22 protein-coding genes are annotated in these 25,213 nt (G+C 71.0%); 12 read left to right on the top strand and 10 right to left on the bottom strand.

Features of this window, described 5'->3' with window-relative positions; genetic code table 11:
* Positions 1-9 precede the first annotated feature (9 nt).
* Positions 10-1,338 (bottom strand): hypothetical protein, encoded by a 1,329-nt coding sequence (locus ACIQID_RS04970; protein WP_312673079.1) that lies wholly within the window; start codon positions 1,336-1,338, stop codon positions 10-12.
* Between the two features lie 80 nt (positions 1,339-1,418).
* Positions 1,419-2,051, bottom strand: coding sequence for a PadR family transcriptional regulator (locus tag ACIQID_RS04965; protein WP_312673078.1), 633 nt, complete (start codon positions 2,049-2,051; stop codon positions 1,419-1,421).
* 189 nt (positions 2,052-2,240) lie between these two features.
* Between ACIQID_RS04965 and secA the strand changes: the two genes are divergently transcribed.
* Together secA and ACIQID_RS04955 are read left to right on the top strand one after the other, a co-directional pair.
* Complete coding sequence (secA, locus tag ACIQID_RS04960; RefSeq protein WP_312673076.1) at positions 2,241-5,045, top strand: preprotein translocase subunit SecA; 2,805 nt, start codon at positions 2,241-2,243, stop codon at positions 5,043-5,045.
* Between the two features lie 68 nt (positions 5,046-5,113).
* Positions 5,114-6,340 carry a pyridoxal phosphate-dependent aminotransferase gene (locus ACIQID_RS04955; RefSeq protein WP_400282519.1) on the top strand — a complete coding sequence of 409 codons (1,227 nt, stop codon included), beginning with the start codon at positions 5,114-5,116 and terminating at the stop codon, positions 6,338-6,340.
* On the opposite strand, the gene ACIQID_RS04950 is transcribed toward ACIQID_RS04955, so the two are convergent.
* Both ACIQID_RS04950 and ACIQID_RS04945 read right to left on the bottom strand, forming a co-directional pair.
* Entirely contained in the window at positions 6,231-7,511 is a 1,281-nt protein-coding gene (locus ACIQID_RS04950; protein WP_400282516.1) for a CpaE family protein, read from the bottom strand. The genes ACIQID_RS04955 and ACIQID_RS04950 overlap by 110 nt on opposite strands.
* Positions 7,508-8,128, bottom strand: coding sequence for a flagella basal body P-ring formation protein FlgA (locus tag ACIQID_RS04945; RefSeq protein WP_312673072.1), 621 nt, complete (start codon positions 8,126-8,128; stop codon positions 7,508-7,510). Before ACIQID_RS04945 ends, ACIQID_RS04950 begins: the two co-directional genes overlap by 4 nt.
* Before the next feature lie 99 nt (positions 8,129-8,227).
* Between ACIQID_RS04945 and ACIQID_RS04940 the strand changes: the two genes are divergently transcribed.
* Positions 8,228-8,506: a helix-turn-helix domain-containing protein gene (locus ACIQID_RS04940; RefSeq protein WP_312673071.1), complete on the top strand. Its 279-nt coding sequence runs from the start codon at positions 8,228-8,230 to the stop codon at positions 8,504-8,506.
* Positions 8,507-8,510: 4 nt separating this feature from the next.
* On the opposite strand, the gene ACIQID_RS04935 is transcribed toward ACIQID_RS04940, so the two are convergent.
* On the bottom strand, positions 8,511-9,122 hold the full coding sequence (locus tag ACIQID_RS04935) for a hypothetical protein (protein WP_312673069.1): 612 nt from the start codon (positions 9,120-9,122) through the stop codon (positions 8,511-8,513).
* Positions 9,123-9,273: 151 nt separating this feature from the next.
* Between ACIQID_RS04935 and ACIQID_RS04930 the strand changes: the two genes are divergently transcribed.
* The gene (locus tag ACIQID_RS04930; protein WP_312673068.1) at positions 9,274-9,660 is read left to right on the top strand and encodes an Rv3235 family protein; all 387 of its coding nucleotides are present in this window, start codon (positions 9,274-9,276) and stop codon (positions 9,658-9,660) included.
* A gap of 24 nt (positions 9,661-9,684) precedes the next feature.
* Positions 9,685-11,169, top strand: a complete 1,485-nt coding sequence (locus tag ACIQID_RS04925; RefSeq protein ID WP_025103058.1) for a sensor histidine kinase — start codon at positions 9,685-9,687, stop codon at positions 11,167-11,169.
* A 58-nt stretch (positions 11,170-11,227) separates the two neighbouring features.
* Here ACIQID_RS04925 and ACIQID_RS04920 read toward each other — a convergent pair whose 3' ends face one another.
* Positions 11,228-11,476 carry a WhiB family transcriptional regulator gene (locus ACIQID_RS04920; protein ID WP_017203224.1) on the bottom strand — a complete coding sequence of 83 codons (249 nt, stop codon included), beginning with the start codon at positions 11,474-11,476 and terminating at the stop codon, positions 11,228-11,230.
* A 230-nt stretch (positions 11,477-11,706) separates the two neighbouring features.
* Here ACIQID_RS04920 and ACIQID_RS04915 point away from each other — a divergent pair, with 230 nt between their 5' ends.
* Positions 11,707-12,093: a hypothetical protein gene (locus ACIQID_RS04915; RefSeq protein ID WP_312673067.1), complete on the top strand. Its 387-nt coding sequence runs from the start codon at positions 11,707-11,709 to the stop codon at positions 12,091-12,093.
* Between the two features lie 15 nt (positions 12,094-12,108).
* Here ACIQID_RS04915 and bcp read toward each other — a convergent pair whose 3' ends face one another.
* The 3 genes from bcp to aroA are packed head-to-tail and all read right to left on the bottom strand — an operon-like array spanning position 12,109 to position 14,982.
* Entirely contained in the window at positions 12,109-12,582 is a 474-nt protein-coding gene (gene bcp, locus ACIQID_RS04910; RefSeq protein ID WP_105949568.1) for a thioredoxin-dependent thiol peroxidase, read from the bottom strand.
* Between the two features lie 9 nt (positions 12,583-12,591).
* Entirely contained in the window at positions 12,592-13,662 is a 1,071-nt protein-coding gene (gene rsgA / locus ACIQID_RS04905) for a ribosome small subunit-dependent GTPase A (protein WP_312673065.1), read from the bottom strand.
* Positions 13,663-13,665: 3 nt separating this feature from the next.
* Positions 13,666-14,982, bottom strand: coding sequence for a 3-phosphoshikimate 1-carboxyvinyltransferase (gene aroA, locus ACIQID_RS04900; RefSeq protein ID WP_312673063.1), 1,317 nt, complete (start codon positions 14,980-14,982; stop codon positions 13,666-13,668).
* A gap of 66 nt (positions 14,983-15,048) precedes the next feature.
* Here aroA and ACIQID_RS04895 point away from each other — a divergent pair, with 66 nt between their 5' ends.
* Genes ACIQID_RS04895 through ACIQID_RS04885 form a run of 3 tightly spaced genes read left to right on the top strand, consistent with a single transcriptional unit; the run spans position 15,049 to position 17,304 of the window.
* Positions 15,049-15,711: a sigma-70 family RNA polymerase sigma factor gene (locus ACIQID_RS04895; RefSeq protein ID WP_396654615.1), complete on the top strand. Its 663-nt coding sequence runs from the start codon at positions 15,049-15,051 to the stop codon at positions 15,709-15,711.
* Complete coding sequence (locus ACIQID_RS04890; RefSeq protein ID WP_025103064.1) at positions 15,708-15,953, top strand: zf-HC2 domain-containing protein; 246 nt, start codon at positions 15,708-15,710, stop codon at positions 15,951-15,953. Before ACIQID_RS04895 ends, ACIQID_RS04890 begins: the two co-directional genes overlap by 4 nt.
* 49 nt (positions 15,954-16,002) lie before the next feature.
* On the top strand, positions 16,003-17,304 hold the full coding sequence (locus ACIQID_RS04885; RefSeq protein WP_400282503.1) for a GNAT family N-acetyltransferase: 1,302 nt from the start codon (positions 16,003-16,005) through the stop codon (positions 17,302-17,304).
* Positions 17,305-17,366: 62 nt separating this feature from the next.
* On the opposite strand, the gene ACIQID_RS04880 is transcribed toward ACIQID_RS04885, so the two are convergent.
* Positions 17,367-21,050: a multifunctional oxoglutarate decarboxylase/oxoglutarate dehydrogenase thiamine pyrophosphate-binding subunit/dihydrolipoyllysine-residue succinyltransferase subunit gene (locus ACIQID_RS04880; RefSeq protein WP_400282500.1), complete on the bottom strand. Its 3,684-nt coding sequence runs from the start codon at positions 21,048-21,050 to the stop codon at positions 17,367-17,369.
* 161 nt (positions 21,051-21,211) lie between these two features.
* Between ACIQID_RS04880 and ACIQID_RS04875 the strand changes: the two genes are divergently transcribed.
* From ACIQID_RS04875 to ACIQID_RS04865, 3 genes are all read left to right on the top strand, one after another.
* Positions 21,212-22,666, top strand: coding sequence for a GuaB1 family IMP dehydrogenase-related protein (locus tag ACIQID_RS04875; RefSeq protein ID WP_400282497.1), 1,455 nt, complete (start codon positions 21,212-21,214; stop codon positions 22,664-22,666).
* Positions 22,667-22,779: 113 nt separating this feature from the next.
* Positions 22,780-24,099 carry a hemolysin family protein gene (locus ACIQID_RS04870; protein WP_312673054.1) on the top strand — a complete coding sequence of 440 codons (1,320 nt, stop codon included), beginning with the start codon at positions 22,780-22,782 and terminating at the stop codon, positions 24,097-24,099.
* Complete coding sequence (locus tag ACIQID_RS04865) at positions 24,096-25,157, top strand: hemolysin family protein (RefSeq protein ID WP_312673053.1); 1,062 nt, start codon at positions 24,096-24,098, stop codon at positions 25,155-25,157. Before ACIQID_RS04870 ends, ACIQID_RS04865 begins: the two co-directional genes overlap by 4 nt.
* Positions 25,158-25,213 lie beyond the last annotated feature (56 nt).

The raw sequence follows: 25,213 nt of genomic DNA, 5'->3' as shown, positions 1-25,213 counted from the left end.
GGAGGGGCGTCAGTCGAAGATGCCGTCGAGGATGCTGCCGATCACGAGCCCGCCGAGGATGCCGGAGGCGAGATCGCCGCCGCCCATGCCGCCGCCGCGACGGGGACCGCCACCCCAGCCGCCGCCGCCCCAGTCCTGGTCCTGCGGGCGGGAGGAGTCGATGTCGCGCTGTGCGAGCTGGAGCGCCTCTGCGGCGAGGTGCGCCACCCGGCGAGCCTGGGCGAGAGCCGTCTCGCGGGTCTCCTCGGCCGGAAGCAGCGCGGGCAGATCGACGCGGAGTCGTTCCGCCTCGGCGAGACGGGTGCGCGCGTCGGCGCCGATCCATCCGCGGTGGCCGGCGATGAGCCCGCGGGCGACACCCAGCTGGCGGTCGGCGTCGTCCATCGCGTGCTGCACCTGCGCGAGGGACGGCAGGGGGTTCTCGGCGCGGTGCCGAGCGGTGGCGATGGCGTGATCGAGGCCCGCGTTCGCTTCGCGCAGCTGGGAGAGCTCGGCGAACGGATCGTTGGGCTGCCCCGAGGGGGTGAGCGCGGCCAGAGCCGCCTGCAGCCGCGCGACGGCTTCCGCCACGGCGGGCGTGGACGGAGCGGTCCGCGCGGCGATGAGGTCGTTGCGGGAGTCGGCGATGACCTCGGCCAGCGTCGACTCGGCGCGCAGGGCCTCGATCTCGAAGTCCTCGACCGCGTCGAGCAGGGCGGCGGCGCGGCGCGTCGCCTCGGTGGCCGTCTCCAGCGCGAGGTTCGCCTCCTCGTTCTGCTTCGCGGCGCGGCGGCGCTCCGAGATGTCGGCGCTGTGGGTGGCGAAGCGGATCAGCTGCTCCGCCTCGGCGGCGCTCGCGGTGATCTGGTGCATGGCGGAATCGGAGTAGCGCGCGGAAAGCCGGGACACCGTCTCGTCCGTCTGCGGGATCCGGGCGCTCAGCGCCTCCGCGTCCGCTCGGACCTGGGCGATGATCTCGGGCGCGCGCCGCACCTTCGCGACGGACTCCGCGAGCACGGTGGTCTTCTCGTCGAGCAGGTCCTGGGCCCAGTCGCAGAGCTGCAGGATGCGCGCGTTCCGCGTGCGCAGCTCCTCGTCGGTGTCCGGGATCTCGTCGTGGTTGAGCTGGTGGAGCTGGAAGGCCTCCCGCAGGTGCGTCCGCACCGACAGCAGCGCGGCCTTGAGGTCGGCGGTCAGGGACTCGCCGAGCTCGGCCTCCGCGAAGACGAGCTCGTCGGAGGTGGTGCGGATGCGCTCGTCGGCGGCGACGAGCGCCTGCTCCGCACGCCGGGCGAGGTCCGCGTCCTGCGCGGCGAGTTCTTCCTGTTCGCGTTTGCGTCTGCCCCAAAATCCAGCCATGTGCCGATCCTAGTTTCCCGGGCGCGTGCGCGGGCTGAGCATCCGCTCCGGGCGAACGGCGGGCGTCGTCGGCGAACGCGTCAGGCGGGCACCGCGACGGGGTCGCCGCCGGCGACGGCGGACGGCACCGTCTTGGCCGGGCGCCCTCTCTTGGGGCGTTCCGTCGTGAGCTCCAGGGCCATCTCCGGATGCGGGTGCTGCGCGAGTCGTGCCTCCGCCTGATCGAGCCACCGCAGCTCGGCCTCCGCTGCGCAGACGAGGGAGTCGAGGACGAGCGACCACGCGAGGTCCTCGGGGCTGCCCGCCGCGAGCCCGGGGGAGGGTGTGCGGCGCAGCTCGTCCAGCCGCTGCTGTGAGGCGTCGCGCTGGCTGCGGAGGATGGTCGCGGCATCCACTCCGGGCAGGGTGGCGGCGACGGCGAGCTTCACGGCGAGCTCCTCGCGCGTGGCCGGGGCGCGGAGCACCGGAGCGGCGAGCCAGCGCGCCGCCTCGGCCGAGCCCGCCGCGGTGATGTGCCAGTAGACATGGCCGTGGTCGTCGGCCTCCCCGCGCTGGACCAGTCCGTCGCGCTCGAGTCGCTCCAGGGTGTTGTAGATCTGGCCGACGTTGAGCGGCCACGTCGATCCGGTCCGGCGGTCGAACTCGTGGCGCAGCTGGTAGCCGTAGCAGGGGCCCTGATCGAGGATGGCGAGCAGGCTCTGACGTACGGACATGACCGGTCTCCTGAAAGCTGGCGGATGGAAAGCAGTGCCGAGTATATGCATACCGGGCAACTTCCCGGACGCGGCGCGGCGGGCCCATGCAGGCGACGTGGAGGTCACAGGCCGGTAACATGGCAAAGTATGCCTGGCGCTCGCCTCACGGCGGCCGGCGAATGACCCAATGACAGGGAGATGACATCCGTGGCGAATCCTCTTGAGAAGCTGCTGCGCGCAGGTGAGGGGCGGATCATCCGCCGTCTGAACCAGGTGGTGAAGGCGGTGAACGCCCTCGAGGAGGACATCTCCCAGCTCACGGACGACGAGCTGCGCAACGAGACCGCCGAGCTGCGCGCCCGCTACGAGAAGGGTGAGACGCTCGACCAGCTCATGCCCGAAGCCTTCGCCGCGGTGCGTGAAGCCGCCAAGCGGACACTCGGCATGCGCGCCTACGACGTGCAGATCATGGGTGGAGCCGCCCTGCACCTCGGGAACATCGCCGAGATGAAGACCGGTGAGGGCAAGACCCTCGTCGCCACCTTCCCCGCCTATCTGAACGCGATCGCCGGCGAGGGCGTGCACGTCATCACCGTGAACGACTTCCTCGCGAGCTACCAGGCGGAGCTCATGGGCCGCGTCTACCGCGCGCTCGGCATGACGACCGGGATCATCGTCTCCGGCCAGACGCCCGCCGTGCGCCGCGAGCAGTACGCGGCCGACATCACCTACGGCACGAACAACGAGTTCGGCTTCGACTACCTCCGCGACAACATGGCCTGGCGCAAGGAGGACCTCGTCCAGCGCGAGCACTTCTTCGCGATCGTCGACGAGGTGGACTCCATCCTCATCGACGAGGCCCGTACGCCGCTCATCATCTCCGGGCCGTCCTCCGGCGAGGCGAACCGCTGGTTCGCGGAGTTCGCCAAGATCGCCCGCACGCTCGTCGCCGGCGAGGACTACGAGGTCGACGAGAAGAAGCGCACCGTCGGCGTCCTCGAGCCGGGCATCGAGAAGGTCGAGGACTATCTCGGCATCGACAACCTCTACGAGTCCGCCAACACGCCGCTCATCTCGTTCCTGAACAACTCGATCAAGGCGCTCGCGCTGTTCAAGAAGGACACCGACTACGTCGTGATGAACGACGAGGTCATGATCGTCGACGAGCACACCGGTCGCATCCTCGTCGGGCGCCGCTACAACGAGGGCATCCACCAGGCGATCGAGGCGAAGGAGGGCGTGCCGGTCAAGGCCGAGAACCAGACCCTCGCCACCGTCACGCTGCAGAACTACTTCCGCCTCTACGACAAGCTCGCCGGCATGACCGGTACCGCCGAGACCGAGGCCGCCGAGTTCATGTCGACCTACAAGCTCGGCGTCATCCCGATCCCGACGAACAGGCCGATGATCCGCAAGGACCAGCCGGATCTGGTGTACAAGAACGAAGCCGCGAAGTTCGCGCAGGTCGTCGAGGACATCGCGGAGCGCCACGCGAGCGGGCAGCCGGTGCTCGTCGGCACCACCAGCGTCGAGAAGAGCGAGTACCTGTCGCGCCTGCTCGCCAAGAAGGGCGTCAAGCACGAGGTCCTCAACGCGAAGAACCACGCGCGCGAGGCGGAGATCGTCGCCCGCGCCGGCCGCCTCGGGGCCGTCACGGTCGCGACGAACATGGCCGGTCGAGGCACCGACATCATGCTCGGTGGAAACGCCGAGTTCCTCGCGGTGCAGGAGCTGAAGGCGAAGGGCCTCGACCCGGTGGAGACGCCGGAGGAGTACGAGGTCGCCTGGGACGAGACCTACGAGGCCATGAAGAAGGTCGTCGAGGAGGAGGCCGAGAAGGTCATCGAGGCCGGCGGCCTCTACGTGCTCGGCACCGAGCGTCACGAGTCTCGCCGCATCGACAACCAGCTCCGTGGCCGTTCCGGCCGTCAGGGCGACCCGGGCGAGAGCCGGTTCTATCTGAGCCTCACCGACGACCTCATGCGGCTGTTCCAGTCGGGCGCCGCCGAGGCGATCCTGGCCCGCACGAACTTCCCCGACGACGTCCCGATCGAGTCGGGCCTCGTGTCCCGGGCGATCCGCAGCGCGCAGTCGCAGGTCGAGGCGCGCAACGCCGAGATGCGCAAGAACGTCCTCAAGTACGACGACGTCCTCAACCGTCAGCGCGAGGCGATCTACGCCGACCGCCGCCACATCCTCCAGGGCGACGACATCGCCGACCGCGTGCAGCACTTCATCGAGGACGCCATCAGCGGCGTCGTGCGCGACCACACGGGCGAGGGTCACAACGAGAGCTGGGACTTCGATGCCCTCTGGACCGAGCTGAAGACGCTCTACCCGGTGAGCGTCACGATCGACGAGGTCGTGTCGGAGGCCGCCGGCCGCAAGGGCGGCATCACCGCCGAGGGCCTCACGCGCGAGCTGCTCTCCGACGCGAAGATCGCCTACGAGAAGCGCGAGGAGTCGCTCGGCGAGGCCGCGACCCGCGAGCTGGAGCGTCGCGTCGTCCTCCAGGTGCTCGACCGCCGCTGGCGCGACCACCTCTACGAGATGGACTACCTCAAGGACGGCATCGGCCTCCGTGCGATGGCGCAGCGCGATCCGCTCATCGAGTACCAGCGCGAGGGCTACGCGATGTTCCAGTCGATGATGGGCCAGATCAAGGAGGAGTCGGTCGGCTACCTCTACAACCTCGAGGTCGAGGTCCGTCGCGCCGGCGACGCCGAGACGGCAGAGGTCGAGGCCAAGGGGCTCGCCACCGACGGTGGAGAGCAGCGCCTGGAGTACTCGGCGGCGAACGACGCCGGAGAGGTCGAGGTCCGCAACGACCGCGGGCAGGTCCAGCAGGCCGCGACCGACCGGATGCGCCAGGCCGCGGCCCGCGCGCAGGCTCCGCAGCAGGCTGAGCCCGAGGAGGCCCCGCGCGGCGCCTTCGGGCAGCGCACGGAGCCGGCCGCCCCGGCGGCGGGCAACCGCGAGCAGCGGCGCGCGCAGAGCAAGAAGAAGAAGTAAGCCTTCGGGTGACGAGGAGGGCCAGTCCGTGCGGATTGGCCCTCCTCGCGTCCCTGTAGGCTTGATCGATGACACCATTGCGCACCTTCGACCAGTCGTCGAAGCTCAAGAACGTCCTGTACGAGATCCGCGGAAACGCCCTCGTCGAGGCGGCGCGATTGGAAGCAGAGGGCCACCGGATCCTCAAGCTCAACACCGGCAACCCCGCGATCTTCGGCTTCGACGCCCCGCACCAGATCGTGCACGACATGCTCGCCGCGCTCCCCACGGCGCACGGGTACAGCGACAGCAAGGGCATCATCTCCGCCCGGCGTGCCGTGGTGAGCCGGTACGAGGAGATCGAGGGGTTCCCCCGTTTCGATCCCGACGACGTGTACCTCGGCAACGGCGTCTCCGAGCTCATCACCATGACCATGCAGGCGCTGCTGGACGAGGGGGACGAGGTCCTCATCCCCGCCCCCGACTACCCGCTGTGGACGGCCATGACCAGCCTCGCCGGTGGGACGCCCGTGCATTACCTCTGCGACGAGGACGCGGGCTGGCAGCCCGATCTCGAGGACATCCGGTCGAAGATCACCCCGCGGACCAAGGCGCTCGTGATCATCAACCCGAACAACCCCACCGGGGTGGTCTATTCGCGACAGGTGCTGGAGGGCCTCGTGCAGATCGCGCGCGAGCACCAGCTCCTCGTCCTCTCCGACGAGATCTACGACCGCATCCTCTTCGACGACGCGGTGCACATCCCGACGGCGACCCTGGCGCCCGACCTGCTCTGCCTCACGTTCAACGGGCTCTCCAAGACGTACCGCGTCGCCGGCTACCGCTCCGGCTGGATGGTCGTCACGGGTCCGCAGGATCACGCCAAGGGCTTCATCGAAGGCATCACGCTGCTGGCGTCGACCCGGCTCTGCCCGAACGTCCCGGCGCAGCACGCCGTGCAGGCCGCGCTGTCCGGCGTGCAGTCGATCGACGCCCTCATCGCGCCGACCGGGCGGCTGCACGAGCAGCGCGACATCGCCTGGGAAGGTCTGGAGGCCATCCCCGGTGTGTCCTGCGTGAAGCCGCAGGGCGCCCTCTACGCGTTCCCCCGCCTCGACCCGAACGTGCATGAGATCCGCGACGACGCCAAGCTCGTCTACGACCTGCTGGTGTCCGAGCACATCCTGCTCGTGCAGGGGACGGGTTTCAACTGGCCGACGCCGGACCACCTGCGCCTCGTGACCCTGCCAGAGCCGCGAGTGCTGAGCGAAGCCGTCGAGCGCCTCGGGAACTTCCTGTCGAGCTATCGGCAGTAGCCGGCGGGGACGCGGACGCATCGAGGTCGGCGGCCAGGCGACGCACGGCGGCGACCATCGTCGAGCGCGGGGCGACGTCGGAGATCGGGCGCGCATGGAGCAGCGCCGCATCGACGGAGCGACGGTCGTACGGCAGGAAGGCCACCTCGGTGAGGCCGGCGAACCGCTCCAGCGTGCGACGGATCTGGCTCCGGGCATCGAGGCCGAGCGGTCCGGGGCGCACCTGGTTGACCACGACCGTCACCGGCGTGTGCCCGACGAGGCGGCGGATCTCGGCATGGTCACGGAGGAACCGGCTGATGCCGAGTGGATCCGCGGCGGCCACCGCCACGACCTGGTCGGCTGCGCGCAACGCGGCCGTGGTCGCGGCATGCCGACGGGGGCCGACGACATCGAAAGTGGCCTCGTCGTCCGCCTCGATCGCGGCGGAGACGTCGACGATCGTCTCGTCCCGCCACGTGCGGCAGGCTGAGAGGGCCGCGCGCAGCCGTGCATCCGACAGCTCCGGCCAGCGGCTCGGACGGTTCAGCCCCGCCAGCACGTCGACCTCGGCGCCGCCGGCGAGCAGGCGGACCGAGAGGCGCGACAGCTCGGCGGGATCCAACGCCCCCGTCTCGACGCGTCGGCAGGCTCCGGCGAGCCCCGGGGCATCGTCGTCCATGCCCAGGAGCAGGGCGAGCGCGGGCGCCACGGTGTCCGCATCGGCCAGCGCCGTCCGGCGACCCCGGCGGGCGAGCTCGACGGCGAGCTGGATCGCGACCGTCGACCGCCCCGGGGCGCCCTGCGGTCCCCACACCGTCGTGATGCGCGCGGGGGAGGTCGGCGCCGACGGAGAGTCGAACGCATCCTCGGCCAGCGCTGCGGCGACCTCCCATCCCGCCGCGTCGGCGCGCAGCGGGCGAGCGAGGCCGAGCCGCGCCACCGCGCGGCTGTCCGTCCCGCCGAGCGTGAGGATGCGCACGCCCGCGCGATCGCAGGCGGCCCGCAGCTCGGACGTGAGGGTCTCCCTGGTCGCCGGCACCACCACGGCCTCCACGTCCGGCTGCAGACGCGCGATGATGGCGGCGGGGGAGGCCGACGGAAGGGCGATCGCCGCGACGCCCTCCCATTCCAGCTCCGCGGCGAGCCCTTCGGCGCGGGGAGCACCGACCGCCAGGAGGACGACGGTCACGACCCGGACCCGACGGGGACCACGGAGAGCGCCGCCCCTCCGGTGACGGCGCCCAGCACCGCGGCGACGTCGCTGCGGTCGATCACGATCTCGACCTCCGCCGTGCCCTCGGCGAGGAGTCCTTCCGGCTCGAGGACGGTGCGGACGACGACATCCCCCACGAGGATGCGCGGCTCGTCGTAGGAGCGGCCGTCGTCGCGCAGGGGCGCCTGCCAGACCTCGACCTCCGTGCCGGTCACCACATCCTCCGGGAGGCCGACGCTGCTCTCCACGACGACCGTGGTCGTACGGCCGCTCTCCGCTGCCGCCGTCGCCGTCCGCGGCAGGAGCTCGCCCTTCGTCAGCGTGCGGGCGGCGATCTGCCCCGCGCCGAGCTGCTCCGGCCGGAGGTACTCGTCGGAGACCGCGCCGAGCGCCACCTCCGCGGTCTGGAAGTCGGACGCGCGAAGGACCTCGCCACGGACGATCGTGCGTCGCGCCTGGAGCACCGGGGTCGCCTGATCCGCCGCGGTGACGACGTACCAGACGCCGGAGACCGAGGCGAGCACGAGCGCGATGCCCACCGCGAAGCGGAGGTCGCCACGGAGGCGACGAGGGGAACGGGAGATCGGGGACATGGCGACATCGTCACAGAAGCGCGGCCGCGGATGGTCGAGTTATCCACAAGGCGCTGCCGCTCTCCGACGCCGCCCCTCGCACGCGCCCAGAATGAGGGCATGACACCCCCGCACCCGCAGACGCCCCGTTTCCTCGCGCCCGGCCAGGTCGCCGAACTGCTGAGCATCGAGGTCGAGGAGGTGATCGCCCTCGTGCACGCCGGACATCTGCGTGGTGCTCCGCTGGGGTCGCCGCCGCGGTGGCGCGTCGAGGAGACGAGCATCGAGGAGTACCTCGCCGCGCAGACGGAGGAGGCGCGGCGGATGGCCCTGTGGCGGCAGTCGCAGGCGGCCAGCTTCCCGGAGCTCTGGGGTCCCGCGGTCACGCCGATCGTGTGAGCGCTCAGAGCGACGGGGTGCCCAGGACCCGGACGGTCGCGAGTGCGGCGTACGGCACCATCCGGAATCCGCGCACGGCGTCGGCGCGGCGTGCGGTCCCGCTGTCGTGCTCGGCGAGATCCAGGTGATCTCCGGCCGCGCGATCGATGGTGCCGTGGAGGTCGTCCCCGACCAGCAGCCGGAGCTGCACCGGCAGGCGACGGCGGGCGAGGTCGCGGAGCACGAAGCCCAGCGTCATCCGCTCCCGCAGCGTCGGCGCACCGGGGTTCTCGGCGGTGAGGCTCGCCAGCATCGCCCCGTGGTCGACCGTGAGACCGCGCACCGCCGCGAGCGGGACCAGCAGGACGGAGCTCTGCAGGCGCGCCCCCTGCGGCACCCGGGGGAGGGCGGCGACCCAGTCCACCCCCAGGGACCGCAGGCCCACGGGCAGCCTTGCTCCGTCTGCGAGGTGGACGACCGCCTCGGCCTCCGTGGCGCACAGGTGCCGCAGGCGCGACCGGAGGTCGAGCCGGGCGATCCGGAGGCGTTCGGATTCGGCATCGCGGGCGGCGCGCTCGGCCTCCCATTCCGCGGCGAGCTGCCCTTCCAGGTCGTCGAAGAGGGATTCCCAGTGCACCCGACCGAGCGTAGGGGCGCGCGTCGCCCGATCTGAGTTATCCACATCCGCGGCGGGTACGGGTTGTCCACAGACCTTCTCCCTCTTCCCCGCGCGGGTTCCCCCGCGTGGTCTACTGACGGCTCGCCGCCGCCTTCGAGGGGAGATCCCGATGATGCTGGCCGAGTACTTCGGACCGCAGCCCACCCCTGCCGATCAGCTTCCCGACCCTGCGCTCCTGGTGCGGAGTCTCACGCACGGTGTGCTCGAGGCGCTGGCCGGGGTGCGGGAAGTGGATCAGCTCGCGCGGTGGTTCAGCGAGGAGGCGTACCGCAGCCTCGTCACCCGTGCCAATCTCGCCGCTCGCGCCCGCAGTGCCCGCGGAGTCCCGCCGGCCCGCCCGACCTTCGTCATCCGCACGGTGCGGGTGACCCATCCGCGCGACGGCATCGTCGAGGCGGTCGTCGTCGTGGCGGGCCCGGGGCGGACGCGCGCGGTGGCCATCCGCCTGGAAGGGCTCGACCGCCGGTGGCGCGCGACGTCGCTCGCCATCCTCTGAGGTACGGGACCCTAGGCTGGAGAGGTGTCAACCCTCAGTGATCTCGCCCAGGCCCAGGGCCTTCTGACCGACGACGACGTCGAGTGGCTGCATCGGCTCGCCGGTGACGGCCAGCTCCTCGCCGACCTCGCCTCCGCCGACATCGTGCTCTGGATCCAGACGGAGGACGGCTCGTTCATCGCCGTCGCGCATGCCCGGCCCAGTGGCGCCGCGACGCTCTTCTACCGCGACATCGTCGGGGAGCGCGTGCGGCCGCAGTGGCGCACGCAGGTGCAGGGCGCCTTCGAGTCGGCGGAGATCGTGGACTCCTCCTCGCCCGACTGGTTCGAGGAGACGCCGACCCGGGTGCGCGCCGTCCCGATCGTGATCGAGCGTCGCGGAGAGGACAAGGCTCCCCGCGTCATCGGCGTGGTGACGCGGCACACGAACCTCGGCGAGGTCCGCACGCCGTCGCGTCAGCAGATCACCTTCGACGAGTGCGCCAACGACCTGTTCCGCATGATCGCGGACGGCAGCTTCCCGGATCCGGCAGCGCCGACGTCGCCGCGCCGCGGTGCGCCGCGGGCGTCCGACGGCCTGATCCGCATCGACGTCGACGGCATCACGACGTTCGCGAGCCCGAACGCGCTCTCCGCCTTCAACCGGATGGGCTTCGACGACGAACTGGAGGGGGAATCCCTCGCCGAGGTGACCACCCGTCTCGTGCCGCCGTCCCGTCAGGTCGACGAGTCGCTGCCCGTGGTCGTGACCGGACGGGCGCCCTGGCGCACGGACATCGAGGCGCGGGGCGTGACCGTCTCGCTCCGTGCCATCCCCTTGAAGGACCACGGCACGCGCATCGGCGCCATCGTGCTCTGCCGCGACGTCTCGGAGCTGCGTCACCAGGAGCAGGAGCTCATCACCAAGGACGCGACGATCCGCGAGATCCACCACCGGGTGAAGAACAATCTGCAGACGGTCGCCTCGCTGCTGCGGATCCAGGCGCGGCGCACGCACTCCGACGAGGCCCGGGATGCCCTCACCCAGGCCATGCGCCGGGTGGACGCCATCGCGGTCGTGCACGACACCCTCGCGCAGGGCCTCACACAGAAGGTCGACTTCGACGAGGTCTTCCACCGGGTCCTCAAGCTCGTCGCCGAGGTCGCCTCGGCACCGAACACCCGGGCGCGCACGCAGTCCACGGGGCGTTTCGGCGTGCTCCCCAGCGAATACGCCACTCCGCTGGCGCTGGCGCTGACGGAGGTCGTGACCAACGCCGTCGAACACGGTCTCGCCGGGCAGGAAGGCGTCGTCACGATCGATGCGAAGCGGACGGAGGACAACCTCCGCGTGACGGTGCGCGACACCGGCCACGGTCTCCCGGAGGGCCGCGTGGGCCAGGGCCTGGGGACGCAGATCATCCGCACCCTGATCCAGGGGGAGCTGGGCGGCACGATCGACTGGCAGGGGAGTGAAGGCGAGGGCACCGAGGTGGTCATCGACATCCCGCTGCGGTGGCTGGAGCGCTGAGCCCGCCCGTGCACGCAGAAGCGGCCTGAGACCGAGTCTCAGGCCGCTTCGGCGAATCTCAGGAAGCGCGGCGGGCGCGGGCCGCGCGGCGCTTGAGGGCGCGGCGCTCGTCCTCGGACAGGCCGCCCCAGACGCCCGAGTCCTGGCTGGTCTCCAGTGCGTACTGCAGGCAGATCTCGGTGACCGTGCAGGTCGCGCAGACCGTCTTGGCCTTCTCGATCTGATCGACGGCCGGGCCGGTGTTCCCGACGGGGAAGAACAGTTCGGGGTCGACGGTCAGGCAGGCGGCCTTGTCACGCCAGTCCATGGGGGCTCCTCGGTGTGGATTTCATGAGATGTCGCGACGCGACCCCTCGATTCGGGTGACGGTTCGGGTTCCGCTACCCTGTTGAGATACGGGCGGATGCCCGCTGATTGTGATGCGAACGCGAACGTTCGCCCCACGCCGCTGTGGGAGCACATGACTTTCTCTATTCTGTTACATGAATACCCTGAAATCAAGGGTTTTCTCGTCATTCGATCCCCGGGAGGACACCCGTGCGCGCACCGGGAATCGCCCGCGCCGCCGCCGCCGTCCTGGCGGTCGAAGCCGTCGCCCTGCTCGTGTTCGCCGCGATCGAGATGGCCGGGCTGGGGGCGGGGGACGCCGCGTCGCTGCCCACGGCCATCGCCCTCATCGTCCTGACGCTGATCGGCGCCGCGGCGCTCGCCGCCTTCGCGTTCGGCACCAGGGCCGGACGCTCCTGGGCACGATCGGGCGGAGTGGTGTTCCAGGTCCTCGCGATCGCCCTGGCGCTGGGCGCCCTCACGCTGCCGCCGATCCCGTGGGCCTTCGTGCTCGGACTCGGGATCCCCGCCGTCGCCGGCTTCGCGCTCCTCATCGCGAGCGCGCGCCGCGAGGGGACCCGACGCGAAGCGGAGTGAGTCCGCGCCGACCCGTCAGGCGTCGATGCCGAGCTGCTTGCGCAGCCGTGCCACGTGACCGGTGGCCTTCACGTTGTACTGCGCGCTGGTGATGACGCCGTCCTCGTCGAGGACGAACGTCGAGCGGATCACCCCTTCGACGACCTTGCCATAGTTCATCTTCTCGCCCCAGGCGCCGTACGCCTCGTGCACCGCGTGATCGGGGTCGCTGAGCAGCGGGAACGTGAGGCCGTCACGGTCGCGGAAGGCGGCGAGCTTCGCGGGCTCGTCCCTCGAGACGCCGACGACCTGATACCCGGCGCCCTGGAGCGACGAGATGCTGTCACGGAAGTCGCAGGCCTCGGTCGTGCACCCCGGGGTCATCGCCGCGGGGTAGAAGTACAGCACCGTCTTCGTGCCGCGGAGGTCGGCCAGGCGGACGGTGTTCCCGTCCTGGTCGAGCAGGGAGAAGTCGGGGGCGGCGGTTCCGGTTTCCAGGCGTTCGGTCACGTCCCCAGCCTATCGTCCGGGGGGCTGCTCCGCCTTGTCCGCGAAGGTCTGCAGGAGGCGCTGCAGGGAGTCCAGGCGAGCGCGTCCCGTCTCGCTCAGCTCTCCGCGGTCCGCCGCCTCGATGAGGGCGCAGTCCGGAGCGTCGGGCAGGTGGGTGCAGCCGCGCGGGCAGTCCTCCGCGATGACGGCGAGCTCGGTGAAGGCCGCGAGGATGTTCGCGGGGTCGACGTGCCCCAGGCCGAAGGAGCGGACGCCGGGGGTGTCGATGACCCAGCCGGTGCCGTCGGCACCCTCGTAACGCAGCGAGACGGTCGAGGAGGAGGTGTGGCGTCCGCGGCCGGTCACCTGGTTCACGTGTCCGGTGGCGCGGCCTGCGGTGGGCACCAGGGCGTTCACCAGCGTCGACTTGCCGACACCGGAGTGCCCGACGAAGACCGTCGAGTGGCCGATGAGCGCAGCGCCGATCTCGTCGATCGGCATCTCGTCCTGCGCGCTGGTGAAGACCCGGAGGTCGAGGCCGTCGAAGTGGGCGAGGAACGGCGCGGGGTCGGCGAGATCGGTCTTCGTCACGACGAGGAGCGGACGGATGCCGGCATCCAGGGCGGCGACGAGGTAGCGGTCGACGAGCCGGGCGCGGGGCTCGGGATCGGCCGCGGCGACGACGACGAGCATCTGGTCCGCGTTGGCGACGATCACCCGCTCGACCTCGTCGGTGTCATCGGCGCTGCGGCGGAGGAGCGAGGTGCGCTCGACGATTCCCACGATCCGGCCGAGCGTGCCCTCGTCTCCCGAGGTGTCGCCGACGACGCGGGCCTGGTCGCCCGTCACGATCGGCGTGCGCCGCAGCTCCCGCGCGCGGGCGGCGGTGATCGTGCGCTCCTGCGCGGTGTCCTCGTCGAGGAGCACGGAGTACCGGCCCCTGTCGACGCCCAGGACCCGGCCGATCTGCGCGTCCTCGTGCGCGGGGCGTCGCTTGGTGCGGGGGCGGTTGGCCTTCGGGTTCGGCCGGGTGCGGATGCTGCTCTCGTCGTAGTCCTCGAAGTCGTCCTCGAGGTCGTCCGCGTCGTTCAGCCAGCTCACCCGTCAGCCTCGCAGCATCCGCTCCCAGAGCATGGTGAACTCCGGGAGGGTCTTGGCGGTGGTGCCGATGTCGTCGATCACGACGTCCGGGACGCGAAGGCCGATCAGCGCGCCGGTCGTCGCCATCCGGTGGTCGTGGTGCGCGGCCCAGGAACCGCCCCGGAGCGGGCCGGGAACGATGCGGATGCCGTCGGGGAGCTCCTCGGCGGTCCCGCCCAGCGCGCGCAGGTTCCCGACGAGCGCCGCGATCCGGTCGGTCTCATGGAGGCGGATGTGACCGATGCCGCGGATGGTCGTCGGGCCGTCGGCGAAGGCCGCGAGACCGACGAGGGTGGGCGTGAGCTCGCTGGCGGCGGAGAGATCGAGATCGAGTCCGCGGATGCCGGCACCGGCGCGGACGGTGAGCACCCCGCCGTGCCGGCTCACGTGGGCGCCCGCCGCCTGCAGGATCTCGGGGAGCAGCGCTCCGGGCTGGGTCGAGTGCGCCGGCCAGCCGGTGATCGCGACGGAGCCGCCGGCCACGAGGGCCGCGGCGAGGAACGGGGCGGCATTGGAGAGATCCGGCTCGATCGGGATCTCCTTGGCGCGGGGGACTCCGGCCTCCACCAGCCACTCGCCGACCGCGGGGCGCTCGATGCGGATGCCGCGGCGGCTCAGGGCCTCGATGGTCATGTCGATGTGCGGCAGGCTCGGCAGGCGCTCGCCGGTGTGTACGAGGTGCAGGCCGACGTCGAAGCGCGGGGCCGCGAGCAGCAGCCCGGATACGAACTGGCTGGAGGCCGACGCGTCGATCTCCACACGACCGCCGCGGATGTGGCCGTGGCCGCGGATGGTGAACGGGAGGGCCCACGTGCCCTCGTCGTCGATGTCGACGCCGAGGTCGCGCAGGGCGCTGATGAGCGCGCCCATGGGGCGGTGCAGGGCCGTCTCGTGTGCGGTGAGGTGCACGTCCTGCTCGGCGAGGCCGGCCAGTGGCGCGATGAAGCGCATGACCGTACCGGCCTGGCCGCAGTCGATGGTCGTGCCGCCGCGGAGCTTGCCGGGTGTGATCACGAGGTCGGGACCGAACTCGTGACCGGCGTCGACCTCCTCGATGCCGACGCCGAGCGCGCGGAGGGCCTCCACCATGCGCTGCGAGTCGTCCGAGTGCAGCGGGGCGATCAGGCGGCCGGGGCCGTCCGCGATCGCCGCGATGAGGAGCTCGCGGTTCGTGAGGGACTTGGAGCCGGGGATCGTGAGCTCGGCATGCACCGGGCCGTCGATCGTGGGCGCGGGGTAGGCGCCCTGCACACGGGTGGGGGAATACCTTTTGGCGCTCATCGGTTCTCACCTTAGTAAACGCAGCGCCGTCCTCGTGAGAGGCGGCCTCGGTGCGAAGGGAAGAGGATGCCTGCGACGCTGGAACGCGAGGTGATCGACCTCGGCCGCCTAGACTGGCCGGTGATGGACGACACCGCAACCGCAGCCCCCGTCGGCGACCCTCGGCGCGAGTTCGAGGAGCAGGCGCTCCCCTTCATGGACCAGCTGTACGCCGCCGCGATGCGTATGACGCGCAATCCCGCGGACGCCGCGGACCTCGTGCAGGAGACCTTCGTCAAGGCCTACGGCTCCTGGTCGACGTTCGCGCAGGGGACGAACCTCAAGGCGTGGCTGTACCGGATCCTCACCAACACGTACATCAACATCTACCGCAAGCGGCAGCGCGAGCCCTTCCAGGGCACCATCGACGAACTCGAGGACTGGCAGCTCGGCGGTGCGGAGTCGACGACGGCTTCGCACAGCCGCTCGGCGGAGGCGGAAGCCATCGATCGCATGCCGGCGTCGGTCGTGAAGGACGCCCTGCAGGCGGTTCCGGAGGACTTCCGGCTCGCGGTGTACCTCGCCGACGTCGAGGGCTTCGCGTACCAGGAGATCGCCGACATCATGAAGACCCCCATCGGCACCGTGATGAGCCGTCTGCACCGTGGCAGGCGGATGCTGCGGGAGCTGCTGGCCGACTACGCCGCGGAGCGGGGAATCGCCGCGGCTGAACCGAGGAGCAAGAAATGAGCGACTGCGGCTGCGACAAGGCCCGTCAGGATCTGGAGGAGTACCTCCGCAACGAGGTGTGCAAGACCGAGCACGCCGAGATCCGCGAGCACCTGGAGAACTGCCCGGCGTGCCGGGACGAGGCGCTGGTGGCGACGACCCTCACCGAGGTCATCGCCCGTGCCTGCAAGGAGACCGCTCCGGAGGAGCTGCGCGATCAGGTGTTCGCCCGGCTGCGCGAGGTCCAGGCCGCTCAGCACTGAGGCGTCCGCGGGCGCGCGGCGCGTCGGAGACCGCCCGTAGGCTGTGTGCATGGCCCTCATCGATGCGCGCGGGATCCCCGCTGACCAGACCTCCGTCGACCGCCTCGCGGGGGAGGACCTCGACTATCGGGTCCTGGATACGACGGACGCGACGCGGGTCGCCGCCTTCCAGCGGGCCATGGCCCGCGGGTTCCTCGGCGCCGATCCCTCGGAGGCGGCGCGCGAGGAAGGCGTCGGCACCCTGAGGAGCCGGCGCAACATCGGGGTGTACGAACCCGACGCCCCTGCCGACCGCTTCCCGGTGGCGACCATCGATTCCTGGGTGACGCCGCTGACCGTCCCCGGCGGCGAGATCGGGATGTGGGCGATCAGCGGGGTCACGGTGGCCGGCACGCATCGTCGTCGTGGCATCGCGCGGGCGCTGCTGGAGGGGGAGCTGCGCGCCGCCGTCGACGCCGGACTCCCGGTCGCCGGACTCACGGTGTCCGAGGCGACGATCTACGGGCGGTACGGCTTCGGCTCGGCCGTGCCGGTGTCGCGCTTCACGGTGGACGTGCGTCGCGCCGGCTGGGCGGGGCCCGTCCCCGCTGGTCGGGTCGAGTACCTCGAGCGCGAGGAGCTCGCCGCCGCGCTGGCGGAGGCGCACGAGCGCGCCCGCACCGCGCGGTCGGGTCAGGTCCCGGGGTGGCCGGCCCGCTGGGCGGGCATCAGCGGGCTCGCGACCACCGACACCGATCGGGACCGGGTGCGCGGTCTCCGCTATCGCGACGAGTCCGGTCAGGTGCGCGGCGTGATGGCCTTCCACCTCAGCGAACGCGGCGGCACGTTCCGGTTCGCGCTGCACGTGCGCCTGCTCGTCGGCGAGACGGCGGAGGCGACCGCCGCGCTGTGGCGGTTCGCGCTGCAGCACGACCTCGTCGACGAGGTGACCGCCGATCTCCGACCGCTTGACGACGCCCTGCCGTGGCTGGTCGCGGATCCCCGCGGTGTCACCCAGGAGGTGCACGACCACGGCTGGCTCCGGGTCCTGGACGTCCCGTCCGCGCTCACGGCACGGACGTATGCCGCGCCGCTGGACACCGTGCTCCACATCGAGGACGCCCTCGGATTCGCCGCGGGCACCTGGCGGCTGCGCGTCGACGCGGTGGGTCGGGCGCACGTCGAGGACGCTCCGGGCGCCGACGCGACCCTCGCCCTCGACGTCTCCGCGCTCTCATCGATCTATGCGGGCAGCGTCCGTGTCGCCGCGCTGCACGGAGCGGGCCGGATCACCGGCGCGACCGAAGCCGTCGAGGCGCTGGACCGCGCGTTCGTCGCCTTCCCCGCGCCGTCCCTCGACATCTGGTACTGACCCACGGACGACGAAGGGCGCCCCGGCCGAAGCCGGGGCGCCCTTCGTCGTCCGAGAGGTGGTCAGCCCAGGGTGACCGCCGCACGGATGAGCGCGGCCTGCTCGGTCGCGTGCACCTTGGACGAGCCCGTCGCCGGCGAGGCCGACGCCGGACGCGAGACCGGGCGGAAGGAGCGGTCGCCGGGGACGTCCGCGAAGGCCAGCGCCAGGAACGGCCAGGCTCCCTGGTTCTCCGGCTCCTCCTGCACCCACACGAGCTCGGCGTTCGGGTACGAGTCGGTGATCTTCTTCAGCTCGTCGATGGGCGTCGGGTAGAGCTGCTCCAGACGCACCAGGGCGATCTCCGGGTTCGGGTTCTTCTCCAGCTCGGCGCGGAGATCCCAGTGCACCTTGCCGCTGTGCACGAGGACGCGCTTCACGGCGGAACGGTCGAGACCGCGGTCGTCGTCGAGGACCGGCTCGAAGCGGCCTCCGGTGAACGCCTCCACCGGGCTGGTCGCGCCGCGCAGGCGCAGCATCGCCTTCGGCGTGAACACGATCAGCGGCTTGCGCGGACGGGCGTAGGCCTGACGGCGCAGCAGGTGGAAGTGCGACGCCGGGGTCGACGGGCGCGCCACGATCATGTTGTCCTGGGCGCACAGCTGCAGGAACCGCTCGATGCGTGCGGAGGAGTGGTCCGGCCCCTGGCCTTCGTAGCCGTGGGGGAGCAGGAGCGTGACGCTGGACTGCTGACCCCACTTCTGCTCCGCGGCGGAGATGTACTCGTCGATGACCGACTGGGCGCCGTTGACGAAGTCGCCGAACTGCGCCTCCCACAGCACCAGGGCCTCGGGAGCCTCCACGGAGTAGCCGTACTCGAAGCCGAGCGCGGCGTACTCGCTGAGCAGCGAGTCGTAGACGAAGAAGCGGCCCTGCGCGTCGGACAGGTTCGACAGCGGCAGCCACTCCTGGCCGTTCGCCCGGTCGTGGAGCGCGGCGTGCCGCTGCACGAAGGTCCCGCGGCGCGAGTCCTGGCCGGCGAGGCGCACCGGGGTGCCCTCGACCAGGAGCGAGCCGAAGGCGAGCAGCTCGCCGAAGCCCCAGTCGATGTTCCCGTTGCGGCTCATGTCCAGGCGCTTGTCCAGCAGCTGCTGGATCTTCGGGTGCACCGTGAAGCCCTCGGGCTTGTTCACGAACGCGTCGCCGATGAGGCGGATGACCTCGGCCGGCACACCGGTGACCTCGGGGGCTCCGACCTGGTCCTCGACCTGCGGGACCTCCTCCGGGGCGATCGGGGTGGCGCCGGTCTCGGCGGCGTGCGTCTCGGCGAAGGCGATCTCCAGACGGTTCTGGAAGTCGGCCTTGGCCTCGTCGTACTCCTCCTCGGTGATGTCGCCGCGACCGACGAGGGACTCCGTGTAGAGGCGGCGGACGGAGCGCTTCGCCTGGATGAGGTCGGTCATCAGGGGCTGCGTCATCGAGGGGTCGTCGCCCTCGTTGTGCCCGCGTCGGCGGTAGCAGACGAGGTCGATCACGACGTCGCGGTGGAAGCGCTCGCGGTACTCGAACGCGAGCTGCGCGACGTGGATGACGGCCTCGGGGTCGTCGCCGTTCACGTGGAAGACCGGCGCCTGGATCGTCTTGGCGACGTCGGTCGCGTACACCGAGGTGCGTGCATCGCTCGGCGTCGTGGTGAACCCGACCTGGTTGTTGACGACCACGTGGATGGTGCCGCCGGTGCGGTAGCCGCGCAGCTGGGACATCTGCAGGGTCTCGACGACGACGCCCTGACCGGCGAACGCCGCGTCGCCGTGGACGAGGATCGGCAGCCAGGCGAAGGTCCCGATGGGCTTGCGGTCCTGCTTGGCGCGGACGATGCCCTCCAGCACGCCGTCGACCGTCTCCAGGTGGGAGGGGTTGGCCGCGAGGTACACCGGCAGCGCCGAGCCGTCGTCGGCGACGAACGTGCCCTCGGTGCCCAGGTGGTACTTCACGTCGCCCGAGCCGCGCTGGTTGCCGGGGGTCTGCGTGCCCTCGAACTCGCGGAAGACCTGGCCGTACGTCTTGCCGGCGATGTTGGTGAGCACGTTCAGGCGGCCGCGGTGGGCCATGCCGATCGCGGCGCCCTCCAGCCCGGCCGTGGCCGCGCCCTGGAGGATCTCGTCGAGGAGCGGGATCAGCGACTCGCCGCCCTCGAGCGAGAAGCGCTTCTGGCCGACGAACTTCGTCTGCAGGAAGGTCTCGAAGGCCTCGGCCTCGTTGAGCTTGCGCAGCACGCGCAGCTGCTCGTCATGGCCGGGCTTCTGGTACTTGACCTCCACCTTCTCCTGGAACCAGCGGCGCTGCTCCGGGTCCTGGATGTGCATGTACTCGATGCCGAGCGTGCGGCAGTACGAGTCGCGCAGCACGCCGAGGATGTCGCGGAGCTTGGCGACGCGGCGTCCGCCGAACCCGCCTGTGACGAACTCGCGGTCGAGGTCCCAGAACGTCAGGCCGTGGCTCTCGATCTCCAGATCGGGGTGCGAGCGCTGACGGTACTCGAGTGGGTCGATGTCGGCCATGAGGTGGCCGCGCACGCGGAAGGAGTTGATGAGCTCCTGCACGCGGGACTGCTTGTCGACGCGCTCGGCGAGGTCGACCGCGATGTCGGGGTTCCAGCGGATCGGCGCGTACGGGATGCGCAGCGCCGCGAAGATGTCGTCGTAGAAGCCGCGTTGCCCGATGAGCAGCTCGTGCACCTTCTTCAGGAACTCGCCGGAGCCGGCGCCCTGGATGACGCGGTGGTCGTAGGTGCTCGTGAGCGTGATCGTCTTGCCGATCGCCAGCTCGTTGAGCGTCTTGTCGCTCGCGCCCTGGAACTCGGCCGGGTACTCGAGGGCGCCGGCGCCGATGATGCAGCCCTGGCCCTTCATGAGACGCGGGACGGAGTGCACCGTGCCGATGCCGCCCGGGTTGGTGAGCGAGACCGTCGTGCCCTGGAAGTCGGCGGCGGTGAGCTTGTTGGAGCGCGCGCGGGTGACGAGGTCCTCGTAGGCGGCGAGGTACTCGGTGAAGGTCATGGTGTCGGCACGCTTGATGCTCGGGACCATGAGGGCGCGGGTGCCGTCCGGCTTGGGCAGGTCGATCGCGATGCCGAGGTTGACGTGCGCGGGGGCCACGACGGAGGGCTTGCCGTCGATCTCGGCGTAGAAGACGTTCTGGCTGCGGAACTCGTCGAGGGTGCGGATGAGCGCCCAGCCGATGAGGTGCGTGAAGCTGACCTTGCCGCCGCGGGTGCGGGCCATGTGGTTGTTGATGACGATGCGGTTGTCGATCATCAGCTTGGCCGGGACCGTGCGGACGCTCGTCGCGGTGGGGACGGTGAGCGATTCGTCCATGTTCGCGGCGAGGGTCTTCGGCAGGCCGCGCAGCGGGGTGACCTTGTCCTCTTCGGACGGCTGCTGCGTCTCCTTGGACTCCTGCTTCGGCTTCGGCGCCTGGGCGGGGATCGGCGCGGCGGCCGCCGGCTTCGCGGTGGTGCGGGCGACGGGCTGTGCACCGATCACGGGGATGGGAGCGGTCACGGGGTGCGCCGGGGCCGCGGTCGCGGCGGGAGCGGCAGCGCCTCCGGCGGCCGTGGTCTCGGAGTGGTACTTCTCCAGAATGGGCCACCACTCCTTGTCGACCGAGTCGCGGTTCTCCTTGAACTGCTCGTAGAGCTCTTCGACGAGCCAGGAATTGGCTCCGAACCCCCCGTCGCCACCGACGCCGGTCACCTGGTTCGACACGCTCTATCGCCCTCTTTCATCGCTGAAGATCTCCGATGCGGACGCACGACGCAGGATGCGCTCGGGCCCGCACACTCTCGACCACCAAGCCTAACCTGTTTCGACCGAGGAGACGTCGAACAGCACGACCCGTGGCGCGCCGATCTGGGTACCGTGGAGACATGGAGTTCTCAGGTGCGCAGCCGACCGTCGATCTGACCTACTCGGACGTCTTCCTGGTGCCGCGCCGTTCGGCCGTCACCAGCCGCCTCCAGGTCGATCTCGCTCCCCACGACGGCACCCCGGCGACGCTGCCGCTCGTCGCCGCGAACATGAACTCGGTGACCGGGCCGCGGATCGCCGCCGTGCTCGCGCGCCGAGGGGCGCTGGGCGTGCTGCCGCAGGACCTCCCGCTCCAGGAGCTCGACGCCGCGATCCGCGACGTGAAGGGGCAGCCGGTGCTCTGGGACACGCCGCTCGTGCTGTCCCCGGAGGCGACCGTCGCGGACGCCCTCCGCCTGCTCCCCGCCGCGGCGGGCCACGGGATCGTCGTGGCCCACGGCGCGGCGCCGATCCCCGTCGACCGCATCGTCGGCGTGCTCCCGGCCACCCGCCTCGCGACCGCGCTGCCCGACGCGCAGCTCGGCGACCTCGTGCACCGCGGGACGCCGTCCATCGACGCGGACGACATCGGCTCCGAGCGGCATGCCTTCGACGTCATCACCGAGGCGGACGTCGAGATCGTCACCGTCGTGCACCACGGACACCTCGTCGGGACGCTGAGCGCCCGCAGCGCTCTGCGCGCCACGCTGTACCGGCCGGCCGTGGACGCCGACGGGCGCCTCGCCGTCGCCGCGGCGGTCGGCATCAACGGCGACGTCGGCGCCAAGGCGAAGGCGCTCGCGGCGGCCGGAGTGGACGTGCTCGTCGTCGACACCGCGCACGGGCACCAGGAGGGCATGCTCCGGGCGCTGCAGGAGGTCGCGTCCCTGGGACTCGGACTCCCCATCGTCGCGGGGAACATCGTCACGGCGGACGGCGTGCGGGATCTGGTCGACGCGGGCGCCTCGATCCTCAAGGTCGGTGTCGGTCCCGGGGCGATGTGCACGACCCGGATGATGACGGCGGTCGGCCGCCCCCAGTTCTCCGCGGTGCTGGAGACCGCGCAGGCCGCCGCCGAGGCCGGAGCGCACGTCTGGGCCGACGGCGGGGTGCGCTACCCGCGGGACGTCGCCCTCGCGCTCGCGGCCGGTGCCGCCTCCGTCATGGTCGGCTCCTGGTTCGCCGGGACGATCGAGGCTCCGGGGGAGCTCCAGCGCGACGCGGACGGGCGCCTGTTCAAGGAGTCCTGGGGGATGGCCTCGACCAAGGCCGTGCAGGCGCGGTTCGGACGGCTCGACGCCTACGAGCGCGCACGCAAGGAGCTGTTCGCCGAGGGCATCTCCTCCTCCAAGATCTACCTCGACCCGCTGCGCCCGGGAATTGAGGACCTGCTCGACATGATCACGTCGGGCGTGCGGTCGTCCTTCACCTACGCCGGTGCCGCCACCGTTCCGGAGTTCCACGACCGCGCTCTCGTGGGACTGCAGTCGGCGGCGGGCTACGAGGAGGGCAAGGCGCTGCCGGTCAGTTGGTGATCACCTGCCGCGGCCACAGTCCGCTTCTGTAGAATCGAGCGCACTATGGACGACCCTCCCAGTTGCCGAACATCGCCCCACCGTCCCGTTCTCTCCCCGGAGAGGAAGATCTGATGGACTACATCATGTTGGGCGTGGGGCTTCTGCTCACGGTCGGCACCGGCCTCTTCGTCGCGAGCGAGTTCGCCCTCGTGAACCTCGACCGCGCGGATCTCGAAGCGCGGCAGGCGCGAGGCGAGTCCCGCCTCTCCCTGACGATCAGCGCCCTGCGGCACACCTCGACGCATCTCTCCTCGGCGCAGCTCGGCATCACGCTGACCACGCTGCTGACCGGATACACGATGGAGCCGGCGCTGTCGAACATCCTGCGCCCCACGCTCGTCGCCTGGAGCATCCCGGAAGCCGCCGTCGCGCCCATCGCGACCGTGGTGGCGATGTTCGTCGCGACGGTGCTCTCGATGATCCTCGGCGAGCTCGTCCCGAAGAACTTCGCGCTGGCGCTGCCCCTGGCCACGGCGAAGCTCGTCGTGCCGTTCCAGATCGCCTTCACGACGGTGTTCAAGCCGGCGGTGGTCGTGCTGAACGGCAGCGCGAACGGCGTGCTGCGCAGCATGGGCATCGAGCCCAAGGAGGAGCTCTCCGGCGCCCGCAGCGCGGAGGAGCTCTCCTCGCTCGTGCGACGGTCGGCGAGTGCGGGAGTGCTGGAGGCCGACACCGCGACGCTGCTGGACCGCACGCTCACCTTCTCCCGGCTCACGGCGGCGGACGTCATGACGGCGCGCCCCAGCATGCACGCGATCGCCGCCGGCGACTCCGTGGACGATGTGATCCAGCTGGCGCGGCGCACCGGCCACAGCCGTTTCCCGGTCTTCGACGAGGACCTCGACGACATCACGGGCGTCGTGCATCTCAAGGCCGCCATCTCGGTGCCGCGGGAGCGCAGGGCCGAGGTGCCCGTCGGTGCTCTCGCGACCGATCCCCTGCGCGTGCCGGAGACCGCCCACGTCGACGCCCTGATCTCTGACCTCCGCGGTCGCGGATATCAGCTCGCGGTCGTCGTCGACGAGTACGGCGGGACGGCCGGCATCGTGACGCTGGAGGACCTCGTGGAGGAGCTCGTCGGCGAGGTGTCCGACGAGCACGACCGGACGAGGGCCGGCATCATCCGCAACCGCGACGGGGTGACCTTCCCCGGCGAGCTGCGTCCGGACGAGCTGCGCAGCCGTGCGGGCGTCGAGGTGCCGGAGGGCGATGTGTACGACACGGTCGGCGGCTACGTCATGAGCGTCCTCGAGCGGGTGCCGGTCGTCGGCGACGAGGTGCCGCTGGAGAGCGGCACGCTGCAGGTGGTCCGCATGGACGGCCGCCGGGTGGATCGGGTGCGCTACGTCCCGAGACCGGACACCGTCGTCATCGAGGGGGTGTCCCTGTGAGCGATTGGGGAGGCCTCGCCTGGCTCGTCGTCCTGCTGGCGGCGAACGCGTTCTTCGTCGGCGCCGAGTTCGCCGTGATCTCCGCGCGGCGCTCGCAGATCGAGCCGAAGGCGGAGCGCGGCTCGCGCCCGGCCAAGACGGCGCTGTACGCCATGGAGCACGCGACGCTCATGCTCGCGACCTCGCAGCTCGGCATCACGATCTGCTCGCTGCTCATCCTGAACGTCTCCGAGCCCGCCATCCACCACCTGCTCGCCGTGCCGCTGCACGCGCTGGGCTGGTCGGACGGCGCGGTGGACGTCGTGTCGTTCACGATCGCGCTGCTCATCGTGTCGTTCCTGCACGTCGTGTTCGGCGAGATGGTCCCGAAGAACCTCGCGTTCTCCGTCCCGGACCGTGCCGTGCTGCTGCTGGCGACGCCGCTGGTGTGGGTGTCGAAGGTGTTCATGCCGGTGATCTGGCTGCTGAACGCGGCGGCGAACGGCGTGCTGCGCCTCTTCCGCGTGGAGCCGAAGAACGAGGCGGCGTCGACGTTCACCCTCGACGAGGTCGCGACCATCGTCAACCAGTCGCGCCGTGAGGGTGTGCTCATGGACACCGCGGGCACGGTCACGGCCGCGGTCGAGTTCACCGACAAGAAGGCTCGCGACGTGGCCGTGCCGCTGAGCGACCTCGTCACGCTGCCGCAGACGACCACGCCCGACGACATCGAGAAGGCGGTGGCCCGCTACGGGTTCTCGCGCTACGTGATCGTCGACGACGAGGACGTCCCCATCGGCTACGTCCACCTCAAGGACATCCTGCGGGCCTCGGAGGGCCCGGATGCCGAGGCCAAGGTGCTCGAGCCGATCCCCGGCAAGCGCATCCATCACATGGTGCCCGTGCAGGAGGACACCGACCTGGAGGACGCCCTCGCCGTCATGCGCCGGGCGGGGCGCCACCTGGCCAAGGTCCGCGACGCCCGCGGGGAGACCACGGCCGTGCTGTTCCTGGAGGACATCCTCGAGGAGCTCGTCGGCGAGGTGCAGGACGCGACCCGTCGCGTCCGCGGTCACTGACATCCGGATACGCGAAGGCCGCCGGCTCCCTCGGGGAACCGGCGGCCTTCGTCATG

Origin of the sequence: Microbacterium sp. NPDC091676, from assembly GCF_044756645.1 — a bacterium.
GTDB lineage: Bacteria > Actinomycetota > Actinomycetes > Actinomycetales > Microbacteriaceae > Microbacterium > Microbacterium paraoxydans_D.
The sequence above is the reverse complement of the archived record's forward strand: the minus strand, read 5'-3'. Positions and strand labels throughout refer to the sequence as shown.